The organism is Bradyrhizobium sp. 26S5, assembly GCF_036923295.1.
In the GTDB taxonomy this organism is placed as follows: domain Bacteria; phylum Pseudomonadota; class Alphaproteobacteria; order Rhizobiales; family Xanthobacteraceae; genus Bradyrhizobium; species Bradyrhizobium septentrionale.
The window spans coordinates 2,951,364-2,968,411 of record NZ_CP145948.1 but is presented as its reverse complement, the minus strand read 5'-3'; the positions used below and the strand labels follow the sequence as shown (position 1 = coordinate 2,968,411).

Genomic DNA, 17,048 nt, shown 5'->3' with positions numbered 1-17,048 from the left:
GGGTTGATGAATGTAGCATGACACGCGACGTTTGAGAACGAATGTTGTTGTGATGGTCGCGCGGGAATATTTGTCGCAGCTGCCGCTTTCGTTATTCCCCGGTGCGCAATTGCGCACCTGAGGGCGCGCTATTTGGCGCGGGCCCGGAATCCATTCATCCACGGAACATGTTGCTCGATGGATTCCGGGTTCGTGCTGCGCACGCCCCGGAATGACAAATGAAATTCATTTGCCCGCCGCGCACGTTGCCGGGACGACGCGCGGATGAAATCCGACCTAGTCTGGTTTTCCCTGCGAAGGCTGCACCAGAAGCGTCGGCACGCCGCACGTGCCGTTGCGCACCGTCATCACGCGCGTGCCCGGCTTGCGGCCGGTGCGAATCTCGGAGACGTCGACGCCAGCGGCAATCAGTCGCGCACGGGTGGCATCGATGTCGGTAACGCGCCAGCAGATGCCGCGCAGCCGGTCCGGCGCGTCCGCCTCCGCTTTGCCCGGCCGGTGCGTGACCTCGACCACGAGGTCACCGCAGCGGAAGAACATCAGCCGGCCCCATTCGGGATGCGACCGGTCAAGCGCCATGTCGAGCCCGAGCCGCGCGCCATAGAGCGCGGCGGCGCGCTCGGGATCGGCGGTCGAGACCACCACATGATCCATCGCGGTGATCGAGCCGGGCGTGGTGCGCACCGACAGCGGCCGCTCCTGCTGGCGTTCCAGGAAGAACATACGCACGCCCCGCGCCGTATCGGTCGCAGCGCGCGTCCGCTTCCACGACAGCGTGGCGCCGGTGGTCTCGTCGCGGCTCTCGACCTCGGCGATCGGCTCGGGCTTCAGCGTCAGCCGCTCCAGCCGACGGTGTGTTTTCGCGATATCGCTGGTGCGGAAGCAGAGGCTCGCGAGCCCCTCGCCCTGGGTCACGAGCGCGCCGCGGACACGCTGCGCGGCGGCATCATCGCCACGCGGCGCCATCAATTCCAGCGTGGTGTTGTCGAGCGTGAACAGCACGCGGTCCGCGCCGTCGCCGCTGTTGCGCCAGGCCGGCGCCCGCGCGAACAGCGTCTGATAGGCGGCGCTGGCCGAGGTGATGTCGCCGGTCAGGACGACGACGTGATCGAGGCCGGTGATCATGGAAGCGGCCTCCCCGAATCTGCCGTCATTGTGCTCTCCCCTGTGCAACCAGGAACCGTGGACCGCGGCCGGCCGTTATGCCGCATGCCAGAGCGGCCCTCGATCCGCTCGCCCGCCACATCTCTACCCGCAAACCAAGCAGGGATGCGAATAATTTCAGTGATACCGGCCGACCAGCGGTGCCAAAACGTTTTCGAGCGAAGTGGACACCGGTTCGCGTGAAGAAAACGCGCAAATGCCTGAATCTAGAGCTTCGGTTCTGATTTCAATCAGAACCGAAAATGCTCTAGTCTGGATGGTGGCCGGGACCACAGCAAGCCACGACGGAAAGCGAATGCAGGCTCTCTTCATCGGACAGACCTATATCGACGTCACCTTCATCACCGACCACATGCCCGTTGGCGACGAAAAACACGTCGCCGACGCCTATGCGGTGTCGTTCGGCGGCAACGCGGTGACCGCGGCGTTCTGCTGCGCCAAGCTCGGCATCCAGCCGGACCTGATCGCCACCATGGCCAATGACTGGCTGGGGCGGATGTTCTGGGACATGGCCGACAGGTACGGCATCTCGTTCCATCCCCGTAAGGTCAACTCCTCCTCGTTGTCCTTCATCATGCCCAACGACGGCAAGCGCGCAATTGTCCGCTGCCGCGACGACCAGCACATCCATCCCTTTCCGCTGCTGAACATCAAGGGCTGCCGCGCGCTGCATATCGACGGCCATCAGCCGGACGCCGCGATCCACTACGCAAGGCTCTGCCGCGAGGACGGCATCATGACCTCGCTCGACGGCGGCGGCCTGCGCACCAACACCCATGAGCTGCTCGAGTTCATCGACGTTGCGATCGTCGCCGAGCGGCTGTGTGAGCAGATGGACAAGACACCGGAGCAGATGCTCGAGTATCTGAAGAGCCGCGGCTGCCGGGTCGGCGGCATCACCATGGGCGAGCGCGGCCTGCTCTGGTATGACGAGGCGGGCACGGTGCGCACGCTGCCGGCGTTTCCGATCCCGCGCGAGCGGGTGATCGACACCAACGGCGCGGGCGACGTTTTCCACGGCGCCTACATCTACTCTTACCTTTCGAACCCGAGCAAAGGCTGGCATGAGCATTTCAAGTTCGCGCGCGCCGCTTCGACCTTCAAGATCCAGAAGCTCGGCAACGAGGCCGGCCTGCCGACGCTCGCCGATATCGCGGCGGTCAAGCAGGAGTTTCGCACCGAGGCCTGACCGGGCCGATCGCATGATCCGGAAAAGTGTGAAGTGGTTTTTCCTCGCGACAAACGCGGAACGCGTTGGCGCGGAGATCATGCGCAAACAAGGGAGCCAAAGCGCGATCATCGCGCGTTGGCGAGGTTAGGCCATGGGGCGGGTCTTCGTCGCCGGCAGCATCAACATGGACGTGGTGGCGACCGCCGAGCGCCATCCGCGGGTCGGCGAAACCGTCGCCGGCGAGGCCGTACTTTATTTTCCCGGCGGCAAGGGCGCCAACCAGGCCGTGGCATCGGCCAAGCAGGGCATACCGACCACGCTGATCGGCCGGCTCGGCACCGATGCGTTCGGGAAGGAGCTGCGAACCTTCCTTGCCGCGCAAGGCGTCGATCTCAGCTTGGTCAAGGACACGGCCGGCACGCATTCGGGCACGGCGATCATCACGCTTGCCAATGCCGACAACATGATCGTCGTCGTTCCGGGCGCCAACGGGCTGGTCGATGCCGACGATGTCGCGGCACCCGTACTTGCCAAGGGTAACGTCGCGGTCAGCCAGTTCGAGATCCCGCTGCCGACGATCACGGCGTTCTTCAGGCGCGCCCGAGCCGCCGGCGCCACCACGATCCTCAATCCGGCCCCGGCGAAACAGGCCGACAGGGCGCTGCTCGATCTCGTCGACATCCTTGTTCTCAACGAGACCGAGCTTGGCTTCCTGACCGGAACGGAGCTGCGGGACAACGACGCGCCGGAGCGCTTCTCCGAGGCGGCGCGGACCCTGGGGCATGGCAAGATCGTCTGCGTCACGCTCGGCAAGCGCGGCGTGCTGGCGCTGGTCGAGGACCAACCGCTGCTGGTGCCGGGGCGCGAGGTCAAGGCCGTCGACACCACAGGCGCCGGCGACTGCTTCGTCGGTGCCCTCGCCTCCCAGCTCGCCATCGGCAAGCCGCTCGGCGACGCGCTGGCCTACGCCAACGCCGCCGCCTCGATTTGCGTGCAACGGATGGGGGCCGCGCCGTCGATGCCGACGGCACGGGAAGTGGAGGACGCTCTTTCCACACGTCGTCCCGGCCGAGTGCGCGATTGCGCACGGAACCGGGACCCATAACCACCGCATTCAGTGATGAACGGGATCGTCGCCCCAGCGTCGCGCAACAATTGAGATTTGAGGTAATGGGTCCCGGCCTTCGCCGGGACGACGAATCTGTTCGTCACGCCAGCGCACCCTTGAGATCAAAACCCGGGTCCGCCGCCTGCTCCGGCGTGATCGAACCGCCGGCGCCGAGCAGCCTGCGGCCGAACATGTGATCGCCGGCGCGATTGACCGACTCGATGCCGAGCAGCCTGTCGCCGCGATAGCAGAACGCCGAGAACGCCCCCTGCGCGCGGTCGCCACGCAGCACGACGCGATCGTAGCCGGTGGTGAGGCCCGCCATCTGCAGCTTGTCGGGGCCCTGGTCGCTCCAGAACCACGGCAGCCCGTCATAGACCTCGGTCTTGCCGGTCAGCCGCGCCGCCACGCAGCGCGCGTGATCGGTCGCATTCTGCACCGACTCCAGCCGCAGCGATCCGCCGAAGCGCTTGCTGGTGTAGAGCGCGCAATCGCCGATCGCGGAGACATTCGGATCGGCGGTCGACAGATGCTCATCGACGATAATGCCGGATGCGACCGGCAGCCCGGCCTCGCCCGCAAGCTCGACATTCGGCAGCACGCCGACGCCGACCACGACGAGATCGGCCGGGATATGCGTGCCGTTGCTCAGGCTGACGCCGGTGACCTTGGCGCCGTCGGCCTCGATCGCCGTGACCTGCACGCCGAGATGAATTCGGATGCCGGCCGCGCTGTGGCGGGACTGCGAGAACTCGGAGATCTCCGCGGTGACCGCCCGCGCCATCACCCGGGAGGCGAGCTCGACCACGTCGACCTCGAGGCCCTTGCCACGCGCGGTCGCCGCGAATTCGAGCCCGATGAAGCCGGCGCCGATCACGACGACGCGCATGCCGGGTGCGATCAAATGGCGCAGCGCCTCGCTCTCGTCGAGGATGCGCAGGTAGCGGACCGCGTCGAGCTTCGCGTTGGGGATATCGAGCAGCCGGTTCCGCGCGCCGGTCGCGAACACCAGATGGCTGTAGTCGAGCGATGCGCCGGAGCCGAGCGCCACTTTCCGCGCATGGCGGTCGATCGCGTGCGCCCGATCAGTGATCAGCTCGATCTTGTTGTCCTGGTAGAACTTCTCGGGCCGGAACATCAGGGTCTCCGGCCCGCCGGTCCCCTTCAGGTAAGCCTTCGACAAAGGCGGCCGCTGATACGGCAAATGGCCTTCGTCATTGATCAGCGCGATGCGCTCGGAAAATCCGGCCTGGCGCAGTGACGCCGCGAGCTGGAAGCCGGCATGTCCGGCGCCGACGATGATGACCCCACCTGTCATCGGAACAACCCAAATGCGAGCGAGCAGGAGTGACCCATGCCGTTTCCTCTTGTCGATGTTAGCTTGCTTGCCTCCGTCCCCACAGCGCTCGTGTCTGCGTACCGAAGGCGGCGCTATTTGGCCTCATGGCTCGCGCCGATGCAAGGGGGTCTCTGGGCGAATCCGGGGCGCAGAAACGTTCCTCGCGCCAGGGGATGGATTGCCACCTCTCCCGGCAGGGCCTTAAATGCCGGGAACAACAAGCCCAAGGTCTTCAATATGCCAGAACCCACCTCCCCCAACGACCCCGCCCTGCTCCAGATCAACGGCGCCATCGCAACCATCACGCTGAACCGGCCGGCCGCGTTCAATGCGATCGACATGGCGATTGCCAAAAAGCTCGAACAGCTCGGCGCCGAGGTCGAGGCCAACAAGGACGTCCGCGTGCTGGTCATCGAGGGCGAAGGCCGGGCCTTCTGCGCCGGCGGCGATTTGCAGACCATCGGCGCCGCGGCCGAAGCCAACAATATCGCCCCGGTGGTCGGCGAGATGCTCGCGCATTACCACGCCTTCATCACCGCGCTGCGGCGGATGCCGAAGCTGGTGCTGGCGAGCGTGCACGGCTCGGCGGCCGGCGCCGGCCTGTCACTGGCCTTCGTCGCCGATCTCTGCATCGCCGCCGAGGACGCCCGCTTCACGCCGGCTTACGCCAAGATCGGCGTGTCGCCCGACGGCGGCGGCACCGTCGGCCTCGCCGCCAGCGTCGGCCCGCGCCGCGCGCTGCAGATCTTCCTGGCCGAGGACGGCTTTACCGCGCAGCAGGCCCAGCAATGGGGTCTCGTCGCCAAGGTGGTGCCGGCGGCCGAGCTGAAGGCCGCGACCCGCGAATTCGCGCTGCGGCTGGCGCAGAACGCCCCGGCCGGGCTCGCCGCCACCAAGGCGCTGGTCCATCAGGCGCCGACCACGCCGATCGAGGCGCAACTCGACGCCGAGCGCGACGCGATCATCGGCTGCATGAACACGGACGAATTCCGCATCGCGGTGAAGAGGTTCACCAGCAAATCGAAATAGAGGTTGGTTAGTTCGGGCAGATGTAGCCGGTGCCGCCGGGTGCCTTGAAGCAGCCGACCGATTCCGGGATCACCTGCTTGGGCAGCCACAGCACGACCTTCGGGAAATAGATCGTGAAGCAGATCGTCACCAGGAACACGACGTAGATCGGCAGCGCCGCCCGCAGCGCTTTTGCGAAGCTGATGCCGACGAATTTCGAGGCCATCAGCAGCACGAGCCCATAGGGCGGCGTGATCAGGCCGAAGGCGAGGGTTGCGATCAGCACCACGCCCATGTGCACGCCGTTGATGTCGCCGGCCTGCGTCAGCGCGTTGACCAGCGGCATGAAGATGATGATGGTCGGCACCGGCTCGATGAAGTCGCCGACCACGGTGAACAGCAGCACCATCAAGAGCATGATGAGGTGCGGATCGTTGCCGGCGATGGAAGTAATCCAGTCAGCGATGTAGATCGCGCCGCGGAGATAGGCCAGCATCCAGCCAAATGCGTTCGCCGCCCCGATCGTGATCAGCGGCAGCGAGAAGATCAGGCCGGCGAGGCAGAAGTCATATGGGATCTTCTTCAAGTGCCCGCGGTTCAGCGCCGGGATCACGACCACGATGATGTAGACGACCGCGACCACGCCGGCCTCGGTCGGCGTGAACCAGCCGGTCAGGATGCCGCCCAGCAGGATCACCGGGATCATCAACGGCAGCGCGGCGTCGCCGGCGGCGAACGCGATCTGGCGCAGCGGCGCGCGCGGCTTGCGCAGGCCCGAGGGTCCGAAGAAATAGCAATAGATCATCAACCCGAAGCCGATCATCAGCCCCGGCACCACGCCCGCCATGAACAGGCCGGCGATCGAGACATTGCCGACCGCGCCATAGACCACCGCCGTGATGCTCGGCGGCACCAGCGCCGCGATGGTCGACGCCGAGGCGATGATCGCGGCGATGAACGCCGGCTCGTAGCCTTCCCGCTTCATCGGCCCGCCCAGCGCCCGGCTCATCACCGCGACGTCAGCGGTGGTCGAACCGGACATCTCCGAGAAGAACATGCTGAAGACGACGACGACCTGCGACAGCCCGCCCCTGATGTGGCCGACCAGCGAGACCGACAGGTTGGCGATGCGGACCACGACGTTGGCCGAACTCATGAGCTCGCCGACCAAAAGGAAGAACGGGATCGCAAGCAGCGCCTCGGAATCGACGCCGTCGAAGATCTTCTGGATGATCGCCGCCAGCGAGACGTCAGACAGCAGCGCGCCGACGAACACGCCGGCCATCAGCGAGAACGGCACCGGCACGCCGAGATAGCACAGGAAGCAGGACGACATCAGCACAAGCACGACCGGTGCGCTCACGGCTGCGCTCCCGTGGTCGCGCCGGTGTTGATCGCCGGAATCGGAAGGTCGTCATCGGGCGGTTCCGGATGATCGAAGCCGTTGCGGACGCCGTTGACGAGCTGCTCGATCGTGAACAGGCCGATCAGGATGCCGGAGAGCGGGATCACCGCATAGAGCGACGCGATCGGCGTGCCCGACGGCAGCCGGAAACTGCCGAAGCCGCGGAGGTAGTTCTGGTACCCATACCAGACCAGGCAGAAGGCGACGCCCAGAACGACAAGGCGGATGACGATCTCGACAATCAGCCGCGGCGTCCCGTGCATCGCCTCCGAGATCGCCGTCAGATACAGATGATCGTTGCGCCTTGTCGCGACCGCGGCACCGATGAAGATCGCATAGATGAACAGCGTCGAGGTCACCTCCTGCAGCCACAGCCAGGGGTGACCGATGGTGCGGGTAACGATATCGGCGGTCACCGAGAGCGAGAAGCCGAAGCACAACAGGCCGCACAGCATCATCAGGATCAGCTCGAGCCGATCCAGCGCCCGCCATTTCAGATGCCGCTGCCGTTGCAGCACCAGTCGGTCGGCAATCGCCATGGCTCGAAATTCCTCGTCGTCCCGGCCTAGTGCGCAATTGCGCACGGGGGGCCGGGACCCATAACCCCCGGCTCGAGTTGCGTGCAGAAAGTCGGCGACCTTAGTCGTTCAACTGAAAGGCCGCGGCGTATGGGTCCCGGCCCCCGTGCGCAATTGCGCACTAGGCCGGGACGACGCTTGTCTAGTTGATCGCGCGGATCAGATTCTTGATCTTCTCCGCATGCGGGCCGAGCTCCTTGGCGAGCTTGTCGAGATAGGGATCGGCGATCGCGGTGAAGCCCTTCTTGTCCACGTCCTCGACCACCTTGACGCCGAACGATTTCAGCTTGGTCAGCGCGTTGCGTTCCAGCTCGAAGGCCTTCTGCGGCTCCTTCGCACTCACCTCGTTCGCAGCGGCCTGCACCCACTGCTTCTGCTCGGCGGAGAGGCTCTGCCAGAGCTTGTCGGAGACGAACAGCAGGGCATTGTTGGCCTCGTGCTCGGTGATCGACAGCACGGGCGCGACCTCATAGTGCTTGTTGACGAGATAGACGTTGATGCTGTTCTCGGCGGCCTCGACCACGCCGGTTTGCAGCGAGGTATAGACGCTGCCGAACGGCATGTGCACGGTCTGCGCGCCATAGGCCGGGAACATGGTGTCCTCGGTCGCGGTGGCCTGCACCCGGACTTTCATGCCCTTGAGGTCGCCGACGTTGTGGATTTCCTTCTTGCTGTAGATGTGCCGCACGCCCTGCGAGCCGGTGCCGATCACATGCAGGCCCTGGGCGGTCTCATCGATCATCGTCCTGATGGCGTCGAACACCTGCGGGTCCGCCAGCGCCTTGATCACATGGGCGTCGTTGCGGAACAGGAAGTGCAGCGACATCACGCCGGCCTGCGGCGAGATCGTCGCGGTGTTGGCGGAGGAGATGATGGCAAACTCGATGTCGCCTGATTTCACGAGTTGCAGCAGCTGCGGCTCCTGGCCGAGCTGCGCGCCGGGATATTGATCGACGATCAGCGTCCCCTTGCTCAATTCCTTGAGCTTGTCGGCGAACAGATCGCCGGCGACCGAATAGCCGGTGTTGCGCGGCTGGTCATAGGCGAAGCGGAAGTGCTTGACCTCCTGCGCGCCCGCGCTTGCCGGCAGCAGCAACGCTGCCGCGGCCATGGCGATCCCGACGATCCTGGCTGGATAGCCCATCGTGACGTTCCCCCTGTTCTTGATTGACGCGATCATCCCACCAGTCCCGCGGGATTGTCAATAAAACAGGAGAAATCAGGCAGCTTCCGGCGCCATTGAGCGCCGCATCGCCGGAATTATCGACAATACGGCCGCTGTGACGAACAACGCCAGCTATTTGCCGGCTACTTCCCCTTGGCGCGCATGAAGTCGAAATCGCAGCCTTCGTCGGCCTGCAGGATCGTTTCATTGAACAGATGTGCGTAGCCGCGCTTGGCCCAATCTGGCGTGCCGGCCGGCGCCTGCGCCGTGCGACGCTTCTGCAGCTCGGCTTCGTCGACCAGGAGATCGATGCTGCGCTTGGCAACGTCGAGCCGGATCATGTCGCCGTTGCGCACCAGGCCAAGCGGGCCGCCGACGGCGGACTCCGGCGTGATGTGCAGCACGATGGTGCCGAACGCGGTGCCGCTCATCCGCGCATCGGAGATGCGCACCATGTCCTTCACGCCGGCGCGCGCGAGCTTCTTCGGGATCGGCAGGTAGCCCGCCTCGGGCATGCCCGGGGCGCCCTTCGGGCCGGCATTGCGCAACACCAGCACGTCGTCGGCGGTCACATCGAGCGCGGGATCGTCGACCCGCAGCGTCATATCCTCGACCGACTCGAACACCACGGCGCGACCGGTGTGCTGCAGCAGCTTTGGGCTTGCCGCGGACTGCTTGATCACGGCGCCACGCGGCGCGAGATTGCCGTGCAGGATCGCCATCGCGCCTTCGGCCTTGATCGGGTTCGCCTTGGAGCGGATCGCATCCTGCCCCGGGACCTCTTCCGCGCCGGCGACGACCTCACGCAAGGTCTGGCCGGTGATGGTCCTGGCGTCGAGGTCGATGAGGTCGCCGAGCTGCGCCATCAGCTTCGGCACCCCGCCGGCGTGATGGAAATGCTCCATGTAGTGCTCGCCCGACGGCTTGAGGTCGACCAGCACGGGCACTTCGCGGCCGAGCCTGTCGAACGCCTCGAGGTCGATCTTGTAGGGCGAGCGGTTGGCAATCGCGGTGAGGTGAATCAGCCCGTTGGTCGAGCCCCCGATCGCCTGCATGACGACCTGGGCGTTGCGCAACGACGACGGCGTCAGGATCTCGCTCGGCTTCGGTCCTTTGGTCTTCGCCATTTCGGCGGCGACGCGGCCGCTGGCTTCGGCGGAGCGGAAGCGTTCGGCATGCGGTGCCGGGATCGTCGCGCTCATCGGCAGCGACAGGCCGAGCGCCTCGGTGATGCAGGCCATGGTGGAAGCGGTGCCCATCACCATGCAGGTGCCGACCGACGGCGCGAGACGGCCGTTCACCGCCTCGATCTCGGCATCGTCGATCTCGCCGGCGCGATATTTGCCCCACAGCCTGCGGCAGTCGGTGCAGGCGCCGAGCACCTCGCCCTTGTGATGGCCGACCACCATCGGCCCGACCGGAATCACCACCGTCGGCAGATCAGCGCTGATGGCGGCCATGAGCTGCGCCGGCAAGGTCTTGTCGCAGCCGCCGATCACGATCACCGCATCCATCGGCTGGGCGCGGATCATCTCCTCGGTGTCCATCGCCATCAGATTGCGCAGATACATCGAGGTCGGATGCGCAAAGCTCTCGGCGATCGAGATGGTCGGGAACACGAACGGCATCGCGCCCGACAGCATCACGCCGCGTTTCACGGCCTCGATGATCTGCGGCACGTTGCCGTGGCAGGGATTGTAGTCGCTGTAGGTGTTGGTGATGCCGACGATCGGGCGGTTGAGCGCATCGTCCGAGTAGCCCATCGCCTTGATGAAGGCCTTGCGCAGGAACAGCGAGAAGCCGGCGTCACCATAGCTTGTCAGTCCCTTGCGAAGTCCGTCGGCCATTTTCTTGTGTCCCGTGGTTGTTCGCCCGCACTTAAGGAGCGGTGGGAATTATTGTCAATATGAGATAATCCGGCGCGACGGCGTAGCTGCTCTGCGGCAAAATTACCCCCATTATTGACAATAACCATTCCGCCATGCTGACCTCAGGCATCGATCCGAAGCCCAGAGCACATGAAAGCCCAGCCCACGTTGCCCGAAATCCAGGCCCCCTCGCGCGAGGAGGAGCAGGCGGAAGTGATCCGCCGGCTGGAGGAGGACATCATCTTCGGCCGCTTCGCGCCCGGCCTGCGGCTGGTCGAGGATACCCTGATGCAGCGCTACGGCGCGAGCCGGCATTTCGTCCGCCAGGCGCTGTTCCAGCTCGAGCGCCAGGGCATCGTGCTGCGCGAGAAGAATGTCGGCGCCACGGTGCGGTTCTATTCGGCCGAAGAAGTCCGGCAGATCTACCAGGTACGCGAGATGCTGACGCGCCAGGCCGCGCTGATGATCGCGCTGCCCGCACCGGAAGACCTGATCGACCAATTGAGCGAGCTGCAACGGCACTACTGCATCAAGGCCGACGCGCAGGACATGCGCGGCATCCATGAGACCAACGATGCGTTCCACCTCGCCCTGTTCTCCGCTTGCGGCAATCCCTACCTCGTGCGCTCATTGCAGGACTACATGAACCTGACGCTGCCGATGCGCGCGAAGAATCTTGCCGACAGCGAGGGCCTTGCGCTGTCGCGCCGCCAGCACGAATTGATGATCGAGCTGCTGAAGGGCCGCGACAGCTGGGCGCTGGCGCAGCTCTGCGTCGATCACATGCAGTACAGCAAGGCGGACTATCTCGTCCGCATCTCCAACGACAAAAAGCCGCAATAGCGCGATACCCGGCCTCCTCGTGAAGGAGACGGCGATGCGTCATGTGGCCTTGTTGATTGGATCGTTCGCCGCGCTGCTTGCGCTTGGCACTGTCGGTGAAGCGGCCGACCCGCGCGCGACGCAGCTCAGCTACGAGCCCTGGACCAAGACCTGCCTGACCCAGGCAAGCTGCTTCGTCGGCGCCGCCGCCCGCGGCCAGTGTTCGCCGTCGGGCGGCAGCATCAGCATTTCGCCGCAGACCAGCAAGCGCGCGATCGTCAGCGCGAATGTCGGAACGCGGACCATGCTGGAAGGAACGATCAGCCTGCGGATCGATCAGGACGAGCCGATCCGGATCGCCAGGCCGCATTGCTACACGCTCGGCTGCGGCGGCGCGCTCGAAGCCGACGGCGAGATGCTCGAGCGGCTGAAGCATGCGCAAACCATCGCCGTCGAGGCCAAGAGCCTGACCGGGCAGACCATCAGCCTCAACTTCCCCCTCACCCATTTCGCCGAGACTTTCGACGGGCCCGGGAGCCCGCCCAAGACGTCAGGGCAAGGCTCCAAGGAGCCGCAGCGGGAGCACACCGAAGCGGTGAAGCAGCTGCCGCAATGCGAGGACTGATCACTTCTTCCAGTCGATCACCCTGCTTTTGTCGCCGTCGAACTCCATGCTGCAGAACGCGCCGCCCTGGTAATAGTCGCCGACGGGATCCGGCGGCAGCTTGGCCTGCTCGGCCATCGCGTGCTCGCGAAAATCTTCACCACGACCGCTCGGGCGATAGCCGAGATCGTAAGCGCGGTGATTGTCCCACCACGAGCGCTCATTGTAGGACGCGCCGTAAAGCACCTCGAAATGGATGTCGGGATGCTCGAGCCCGATGCGGCAGAGCTGCACCAGATCTTCCGGCTTGAGCCAGATCGACAGCCTGCGGTGATCGAGCGGCGCCTCGCCGAAATTTCCGATCCGGATGCAGGTCACCTTGATGCCGTGCTTGTCGGCGTAGAGCGCACCGATGCCTTCGCCGAACACCTTGCTCACCCCGTAGCGGCTGTCCGGCCGCGCAGTGACGTCGGTGCCGATGCGGTGATGGCGCGGATAGAAGCCGACCGCGTGATTGGACGAGGCGAAGATCACCCGCTTGACGTCCTTCTTGCGCGCCGCCTCGAACAGATTGTAGCAGCCGATGATATTGGACTGCAGGATCGCATCCCAGGGGCCTTCGACCGAATAGCCGCCGAAATGCAGGATGCCGTCGACGCCCTCGCAGATCGCCTCGACCTCTGCGAGGTCGGCGAGATCGGCCGCCTTGAATTGTTCGTTGTTGCCGAGATCGGCCGGCGGCTTGATGTCGCTCAACAGCAGGTCCGGATAGATCGGCGGCAGCAGCCTGCGCAGGCTCGTGCCGATTCCACCGGATGCGCCGGTCATCAATATGCGTGCCATTCCGTCCCTCGTTTTTCCTGTTCGCCGCGACCGAATTGCGGTCGCAGGCCGACAATGATAGCAAACCATGCGCTCAAGGAAACACCATCGAAACACAACAACGAGAACAGCAAATGTCCGATGTCCATTCCGCCGGCTGGCGTCCCGCGACCTACTATCCCGATCCCGCGATCCATGCGCTCGATCCGCGCTTCGAGAAATACTGGCTGAAACTCTCCGCCGTCGAACGCATCGCCACCGGCCTGCGCTGGGCCGAAGGCCCGGTGTGGTTCGGCGACGGCCGCTATCTGTTGTGCAGCGACATCCCGAACCAGCGCATCCTCAAATGGGAGGAAGAGACCGGCGCGGTCAGCATCTACCGCAAGCCGTCGAACTTCGCCAACGGCAACACCCGCGACCGCCAGGGCCGTCTCATCACCTGCGAGCATGGCGGCCGCCGCGTGGTGCGCACCGAATATGACGGATCGATTACGGTGCTGATCGACTCGTTCGGCGGCAACCGGCTGAACTCGCCGAACGACGTCGTGGTGAAATCCGACGGTGCGATCTGGTTCACCGATCCGATCTTCGGCCTGCTCGGCAATTACGAGGGCTACAAGGCCGAGCCCGAGATCGCGCCCAACGTCTACCGGCTCGATCCCGCAACCGGCAAGGCGACGATCGTCGCCGAGGGCGTGCTCGGCCCGAACGGGCTGTGCTTCTCGCCGGACGAGAAGATCCTCTACGTCGTGGAATCCCGCGGCGAGCCGAACCGCAAGATCCTGGCCTATGACGTTTCCGCCGACGGCAACACGATCTCTAACAAGCGCGTGTTCATCGATGCCGGCCCCGGCACGCCCGACGGCATGCGCTGCGACATCGACGGCAATCTGTGGTGCGGCTGGGGCATGGGCGATCCCGAGCTCGACGGCGTCGTCGTGTTCGCGCCCGACGGCGTCATGATCGGCCGCATCGCGCTGCCGGAACGCTGCGCCAACCTCTGCTTCGGCGGCGTCAAGCGCAACCGCCTGTTCATGGCGGCGAGCCAGTCGATCTATGCGCTCTACGTCAACACCCAAGGCGCGCTCGGCGGTTAAGTCTCTTCGTCGTCCCGGCCCCCGATGGATCTTGGCTTGGTAGGCTGGGGCCGCATCATTCGCAAAACGCGGGCCTGTGGTAATGGGTCCCCTGAGTTCACAAACGAAGTGCAACACTTCCTTGAGGAGGTGTTGCGATGGGGCGGAGTTACGAGCAGCTATCCCTGGACGAGCGATGCGAGATTGCCCGGCTTTCGGCCAATGGCAGCTCGGTCCGGCAAATCGCGGCAGCTTTGGATCGCTCGCCATCAACGATCTCTCGGGAGCTGACCCGCAATCGAGGCGTCCAGGTCGGCTACAAACCCAGCTATGCCCAGCAACAGATGCGAGCACGGCGCTGGACGGGCGTACGCCTCGAACGGGAGCCCGGCCTGCGCCGTGCGGTGTTGGAACGCCTGGGTCGGGGCTGGTCGCCCGAGCAGGTCGCCGGCCGGCTGGCCCGCGAACACGGCCGCAAGGTGATCTCCCACGAGACCATCTACCGCTTCATCTACGCCCAGATCCGACGCACCTCGGACTTCAGCTGGCGGCGTTATCTGCCGCGCGGCAAGAGCAAGCGCGGTTACCGCGGCAAGAAGGGCGGCAGCCCCGCAAGCTTCATCGAAGGCCGTGTTTCCTTGGATCAACGGCCTATCGAGGCCGCCGATCGCAGCACTCCCGGTCATTGGGAAGCCGACCTGATGATGTTCTCCAAATACGGTCAGGCCGTCCTGACTGTGCATGAGCGCACCTCGCGCCTGCTGCTCGGCATCCGCCTCGCCAGCAAGGTTGCGCGCGGGGTCGCCCGTCATCTCGTTCGCTTGTTCGCATCCCTGCCACAGGACCTGTGCCAGACCGTCACCTTCGACAATGGCACCGAGTTCGCCTGCCACACGGCGCTGCACCGCCTCGCGATCGAGACCTTCTTCTGCGATCCGCACGCGCCCTGGCAGAAGGGCGGCATCGAGAATGCGATCGGTCGAATGCGGCGCTTCATCCCGCGCAAAACCGACCTCGCAACCCTCCCGACCCGCCGCTTCCATCAGTCCTTCAACGCCTACAACAACACCCCGCGCAAATCTCTTGACTTCCAAACTCCCGCCGAGGCCTTCTCCCAAGTGTTGCACTTCGAGTGTGAATCCACCTCCCGGCCTTCGCCGGGACGACGGTTAAAATTACACACTCTAAACATCTGACGCCGGAGCGGTGATCCGCCCCGGCGCCAGAAATCGTGTCTCTCGTGGATCGGCCTACGCGGCGTTGTAGCCGGCGACGGCCTTGGCCTCGAGATATTCTTCCAGACCGTAACGGCCCCACTCGCGGCCGTTGCCGGACTGCTTGTAGCCACCGAACGGCGCAGAGCGCTCGTTCGGCACGCCCTGCAGGTTGACGTTGCCGGCGCGGATCTGGCGGCCGACGCGGCGCGCGGTTTCCACGGAGTCGGCCGAGACGTAACCGGCGAGACCATAGGGCGTATCGTTGGCGATCTTCACCGCCTCAGCCTCGTCCTTGGCGCCGAGGATGGTCAGCACCGGCCCGAAGATCTCTTCGCGGGCGATCGTCATGTCGTTGGTGACGTCGGCGAAGATGGTCGGACGGACATAGAAGCCCTTGTTGACGCCCTCGGGCAGGCCCGGGCCGCCGGCGACGAGCGTTGCGCCCTCGTCGATGCCCTTCTGGATCAGCGCCTGGATCTTGTCCCACTGGCCGCGGTTGACCACCGGGCCGATCGTGGTGCCGTCAGCGCGCGGATCGCCGGCCTTGGTCTTGTCGGCGACGCCCTTCGCGATCGCGGCCACTTCCTTCATCTTGGAGAGCGGCACGATCATGCGCGACGGCGCGTTGCAGGACTGGCCCGAGTTGTTGAACATGTGCATCACGCCGCCGGTCACCGCCTTGGCAAGGTCGGCGCCTTCGAGGATCACGTTCGGCGACTTGCCGCCGAGCTCCTGGCTGACCCGCTTCACGGTCGGCGCTGCACGCTTGGCGACGTCGACGCCGGCGCGGGTCGAGCCGGTGAACGAGATCATGTCGATGTCCGGGTGCTCGCTCATCGCAGCACCAACCTCCGGGCCGAGGCCGTTGAGGAGGTTGAACACGCCCTTAGGCACGCCGGCTTCATGGAGGATTTCCGCGAAGATCAGCGCTGAGGTCGGGGTGAACTCCGACGGCTTCAGGATCATGGTGCAGCCGGCGGCGAGCGCGGGCGCGACCTTGCAGGCGATCTGGTTGAGCGGCCAGTTCCAGGGGGTGATCATGCCGATCACGCCGACCGGCTCGCGCACGATCACGGCGGTGCCCATGGTCTCCTCGAACTCGTACTTCTTGAGCACTTCGAGGGTGTTCATGAGATGGCCGAGGCCGGCGCCGGCCTGCAGCTTCTCCGCCATCGGCAGCGGCGCGCCCATTTCGTCGGAGACGGCGGCGCCGATCTCCTTCATGCGGCCCTTGTAGACCTCGATGATTTTGGTGAGCAGCGCGACGCGCTCCTCGCGGCTGGTCTGGGAAAACGTCTCAAACGCGCGCTTGGCGGCGGCGACTGCCTTGTCGACATCGGCCTTGGAGCCGAGCGCAATCTCGTACATCGCCTCTTCCGTCGCCGGATTGACGACAGGGGTGGACTTGCCTTTGACGACCGGATCGACCCAGGCGCCGTCGATGTAGAATTGCATGCGATTGACCATCGGAAACCTCTTGTACGGGGCGTATGGAATGGGGAACGGAAGCGTTCGGCAGGCATCCTTGCACGAAAGCAGGGCGAATTGAACCCGCCATATGCGGGGCGCGGCTCGTGCACGCCCACGGGATATAAGGTAGCCGCCCGAGTGGTGGCAAGGCATGCGCCAAATGGGTCCCGGCTCTGCGTCGCGTCACTCCGTGCCGCGACGCGTCCGGGACACAAACACCTCCCTGGCCGA

At 65.1% G+C, this 17,048-nt stretch carries 15 protein-coding genes; 7 read left to right on the top strand and 8 right to left on the bottom strand.

Features of this window, described 5'->3' with window-relative positions:
• Window positions 1-276: 276 nt before the first annotated feature.
• A complete protein-coding gene (locus tag V5279_RS13760; protein WP_338698103.1) occupies window positions 277-1,125 on the bottom strand; it encodes a VOC family protein in 849 nt (282 codons plus the stop codon).
• Between the two features lie 334 nt (window positions 1,126-1,459).
• On the opposite strand from V5279_RS13760, the gene V5279_RS13755 reads away from it, so the two are divergent.
• Together V5279_RS13755 and rbsK are read left to right on the top strand one after the other, a co-directional pair.
• A complete protein-coding gene (locus V5279_RS13755) occupies window positions 1,460-2,353 on the top strand; it encodes a sugar kinase (RefSeq protein ID WP_166297861.1) in 894 nt (297 codons plus the stop codon).
• Window positions 2,354-2,486: 133 nt separating this feature from the next.
• Window positions 2,487-3,440 (top strand): ribokinase, encoded by a 954-nt coding sequence (gene rbsK / locus V5279_RS13750; RefSeq protein ID WP_338698101.1) that lies wholly within the window; start codon window positions 2,487-2,489, stop codon window positions 3,438-3,440.
• Between the two features lie 103 nt (window positions 3,441-3,543).
• Here the strand turns inward: rbsK and V5279_RS13745 are convergent, their stop codons facing one another.
• Window positions 3,544-4,761, bottom strand: a complete 1,218-nt coding sequence (locus V5279_RS13745) for an NAD(P)/FAD-dependent oxidoreductase (RefSeq protein ID WP_166297863.1) — start codon at window positions 4,759-4,761, stop codon at window positions 3,544-3,546.
• A 258-nt stretch (window positions 4,762-5,019) separates the two neighbouring features.
• Between V5279_RS13745 and V5279_RS13740 the strand changes: the two genes are divergently transcribed.
• Entirely contained in the window at window positions 5,020-5,811 is a 792-nt protein-coding gene (locus V5279_RS13740) for an enoyl-CoA hydratase/isomerase family protein (protein WP_338698099.1), read from the top strand.
• 7 nt (window positions 5,812-5,818) lie between these two features.
• On the opposite strand, the gene V5279_RS13735 is transcribed toward V5279_RS13740, so the two are convergent.
• The 4 genes from V5279_RS13735 to V5279_RS13720 all read right to left on the bottom strand — a co-directional run bounded on the left by V5279_RS13735 (window position 5,819) and on the right by V5279_RS13720 (window position 10,785).
• Window positions 5,819-7,153, bottom strand: coding sequence for a TRAP transporter large permease (locus V5279_RS13735; protein WP_338698097.1), 1,335 nt, complete (start codon window positions 7,151-7,153; stop codon window positions 5,819-5,821).
• Window positions 7,150-7,734 carry a TRAP transporter small permease gene (locus V5279_RS13730; RefSeq protein ID WP_166297864.1) on the bottom strand — a complete coding sequence of 195 codons (585 nt, stop codon included), beginning with the start codon at window positions 7,732-7,734 and terminating at the stop codon, window positions 7,150-7,152. Before V5279_RS13730 ends, V5279_RS13735 begins: the two co-directional genes overlap by 4 nt.
• Window positions 7,735-7,915: 181 nt before the next feature.
• Window positions 7,916-8,917 (bottom strand): TRAP transporter substrate-binding protein, encoded by a 1,002-nt coding sequence (locus tag V5279_RS13725; RefSeq protein WP_166307080.1) that lies wholly within the window; start codon window positions 8,915-8,917, stop codon window positions 7,916-7,918.
• 164 nt (window positions 8,918-9,081) lie between these two features.
• Complete coding sequence (locus tag V5279_RS13720) at window positions 9,082-10,785, bottom strand: IlvD/Edd family dehydratase (protein WP_338698095.1); 1,704 nt, start codon at window positions 10,783-10,785, stop codon at window positions 9,082-9,084.
• Window positions 10,786-10,956: 171 nt separating this feature from the next.
• Here V5279_RS13720 and V5279_RS13715 point away from each other — a divergent pair, with 171 nt between their 5' ends.
• A complete protein-coding gene (locus V5279_RS13715) occupies window positions 10,957-11,649 on the top strand; it encodes a GntR family transcriptional regulator (RefSeq protein ID WP_338698093.1) in 693 nt (230 codons plus the stop codon).
• A 34-nt stretch (window positions 11,650-11,683) separates the two neighbouring features.
• The gene (locus tag V5279_RS13710) at window positions 11,684-12,253 is read left to right on the top strand and encodes an invasion associated locus B family protein (protein ID WP_338698091.1); all 570 of its coding nucleotides are present in this window, start codon (window positions 11,684-11,686) and stop codon (window positions 12,251-12,253) included.
• Here the strand turns inward: V5279_RS13710 and V5279_RS13705 are convergent, their stop codons facing one another.
• A complete protein-coding gene (locus V5279_RS13705; protein WP_338698088.1) occupies window positions 12,254-13,075 on the bottom strand; it encodes an NAD(P)-dependent oxidoreductase in 822 nt (273 codons plus the stop codon).
• A 113-nt stretch (window positions 13,076-13,188) separates the two neighbouring features.
• Here V5279_RS13705 and V5279_RS13700 point away from each other — a divergent pair, with 113 nt between their 5' ends.
• Window positions 13,189-14,151: an SMP-30/gluconolactonase/LRE family protein gene (locus V5279_RS13700; RefSeq protein WP_338698086.1), complete on the top strand. Its 963-nt coding sequence runs from the start codon at window positions 13,189-13,191 to the stop codon at window positions 14,149-14,151.
• Between the two features lie 137 nt (window positions 14,152-14,288).
• A complete protein-coding gene (locus V5279_RS13695) occupies window positions 14,289-15,326 on the top strand; it encodes an IS30 family transposase (protein WP_338698084.1) in 1,038 nt (345 codons plus the stop codon).
• Window positions 15,327-15,380: 54 nt separating this feature from the next.
• Here the strand turns inward: V5279_RS13695 and V5279_RS13690 are convergent, their stop codons facing one another.
• Window positions 15,381-16,814, bottom strand: a complete 1,434-nt coding sequence (locus tag V5279_RS13690) for an aldehyde dehydrogenase family protein (protein ID WP_166203434.1) — start codon at window positions 16,812-16,814, stop codon at window positions 15,381-15,383.
• Between the last annotated feature and the right edge of the window lie 234 nt (window positions 16,815-17,048).

Bases quoted from the DNA above. Each gene is read 5' to 3' on its own strand.
- V5279_RS13705 (WP_338698088.1), bottom strand. From the start codon at position 13,075: ATGGCACGCATATTGATGACCGGCGCATCCGGTGGAATCGGCACGAGC.
- V5279_RS13725 (WP_166307080.1), bottom strand. From the start codon at position 8,917: ATGGGCTATCCAGCCAGGATCGTCGGGATCGCCATGGCCGCGGCAGCG.
- V5279_RS13730 (WP_166297864.1), bottom strand. From the start codon at position 7,734: ATGGCGATTGCCGACCGACTGGTGCTGCAACGGCAGCGGCATCTGAAA.
- V5279_RS13695 (WP_338698084.1), top strand. From the start codon at position 14,289: ATGGGGCGGAGTTACGAGCAGCTATCCCTGGACGAGCGATGCGAGATT.
- V5279_RS13710 (WP_338698091.1), top strand. From the start codon at position 11,684: ATGCGTCATGTGGCCTTGTTGATTGGATCGTTCGCCGCGCTGCTTGCG.
- V5279_RS13720 (WP_338698095.1), bottom strand. From the start codon at position 10,785: ATGGCCGACGGACTTCGCAAGGGACTGACAAGCTATGGTGACGCCGGC.
- V5279_RS13715 (WP_338698093.1), top strand. From the start codon at position 10,957: ATGAAAGCCCAGCCCACGTTGCCCGAAATCCAGGCCCCCTCGCGCGAG.
- V5279_RS13690 (WP_166203434.1), bottom strand. From the start codon at position 16,814: ATGGTCAATCGCATGCAATTCTACATCGACGGCGCCTGGGTCGATCCG.
- V5279_RS13740 (WP_338698099.1), top strand. From the start codon at position 5,020: ATGCCAGAACCCACCTCCCCCAACGACCCCGCCCTGCTCCAGATCAAC.
- V5279_RS13700 (WP_338698086.1), top strand. From the start codon at position 13,189: ATGTCCGATGTCCATTCCGCCGGCTGGCGTCCCGCGACCTACTATCCC.
- V5279_RS13755 (WP_166297861.1), top strand. From the start codon at position 1,460: ATGCAGGCTCTCTTCATCGGACAGACCTATATCGACGTCACCTTCATC.
- rbsK (WP_338698101.1), top strand. From the start codon at position 2,487: ATGGGGCGGGTCTTCGTCGCCGGCAGCATCAACATGGACGTGGTGGCG.
- V5279_RS13760 (WP_338698103.1), bottom strand. From the start codon at position 1,125: ATGATCACCGGCCTCGATCACGTCGTCGTCCTGACCGGCGACATCACC.
- V5279_RS13745 (WP_166297863.1), bottom strand. From the start codon at position 4,761: ATGACAGGTGGGGTCATCATCGTCGGCGCCGGACATGCCGGCTTCCAG.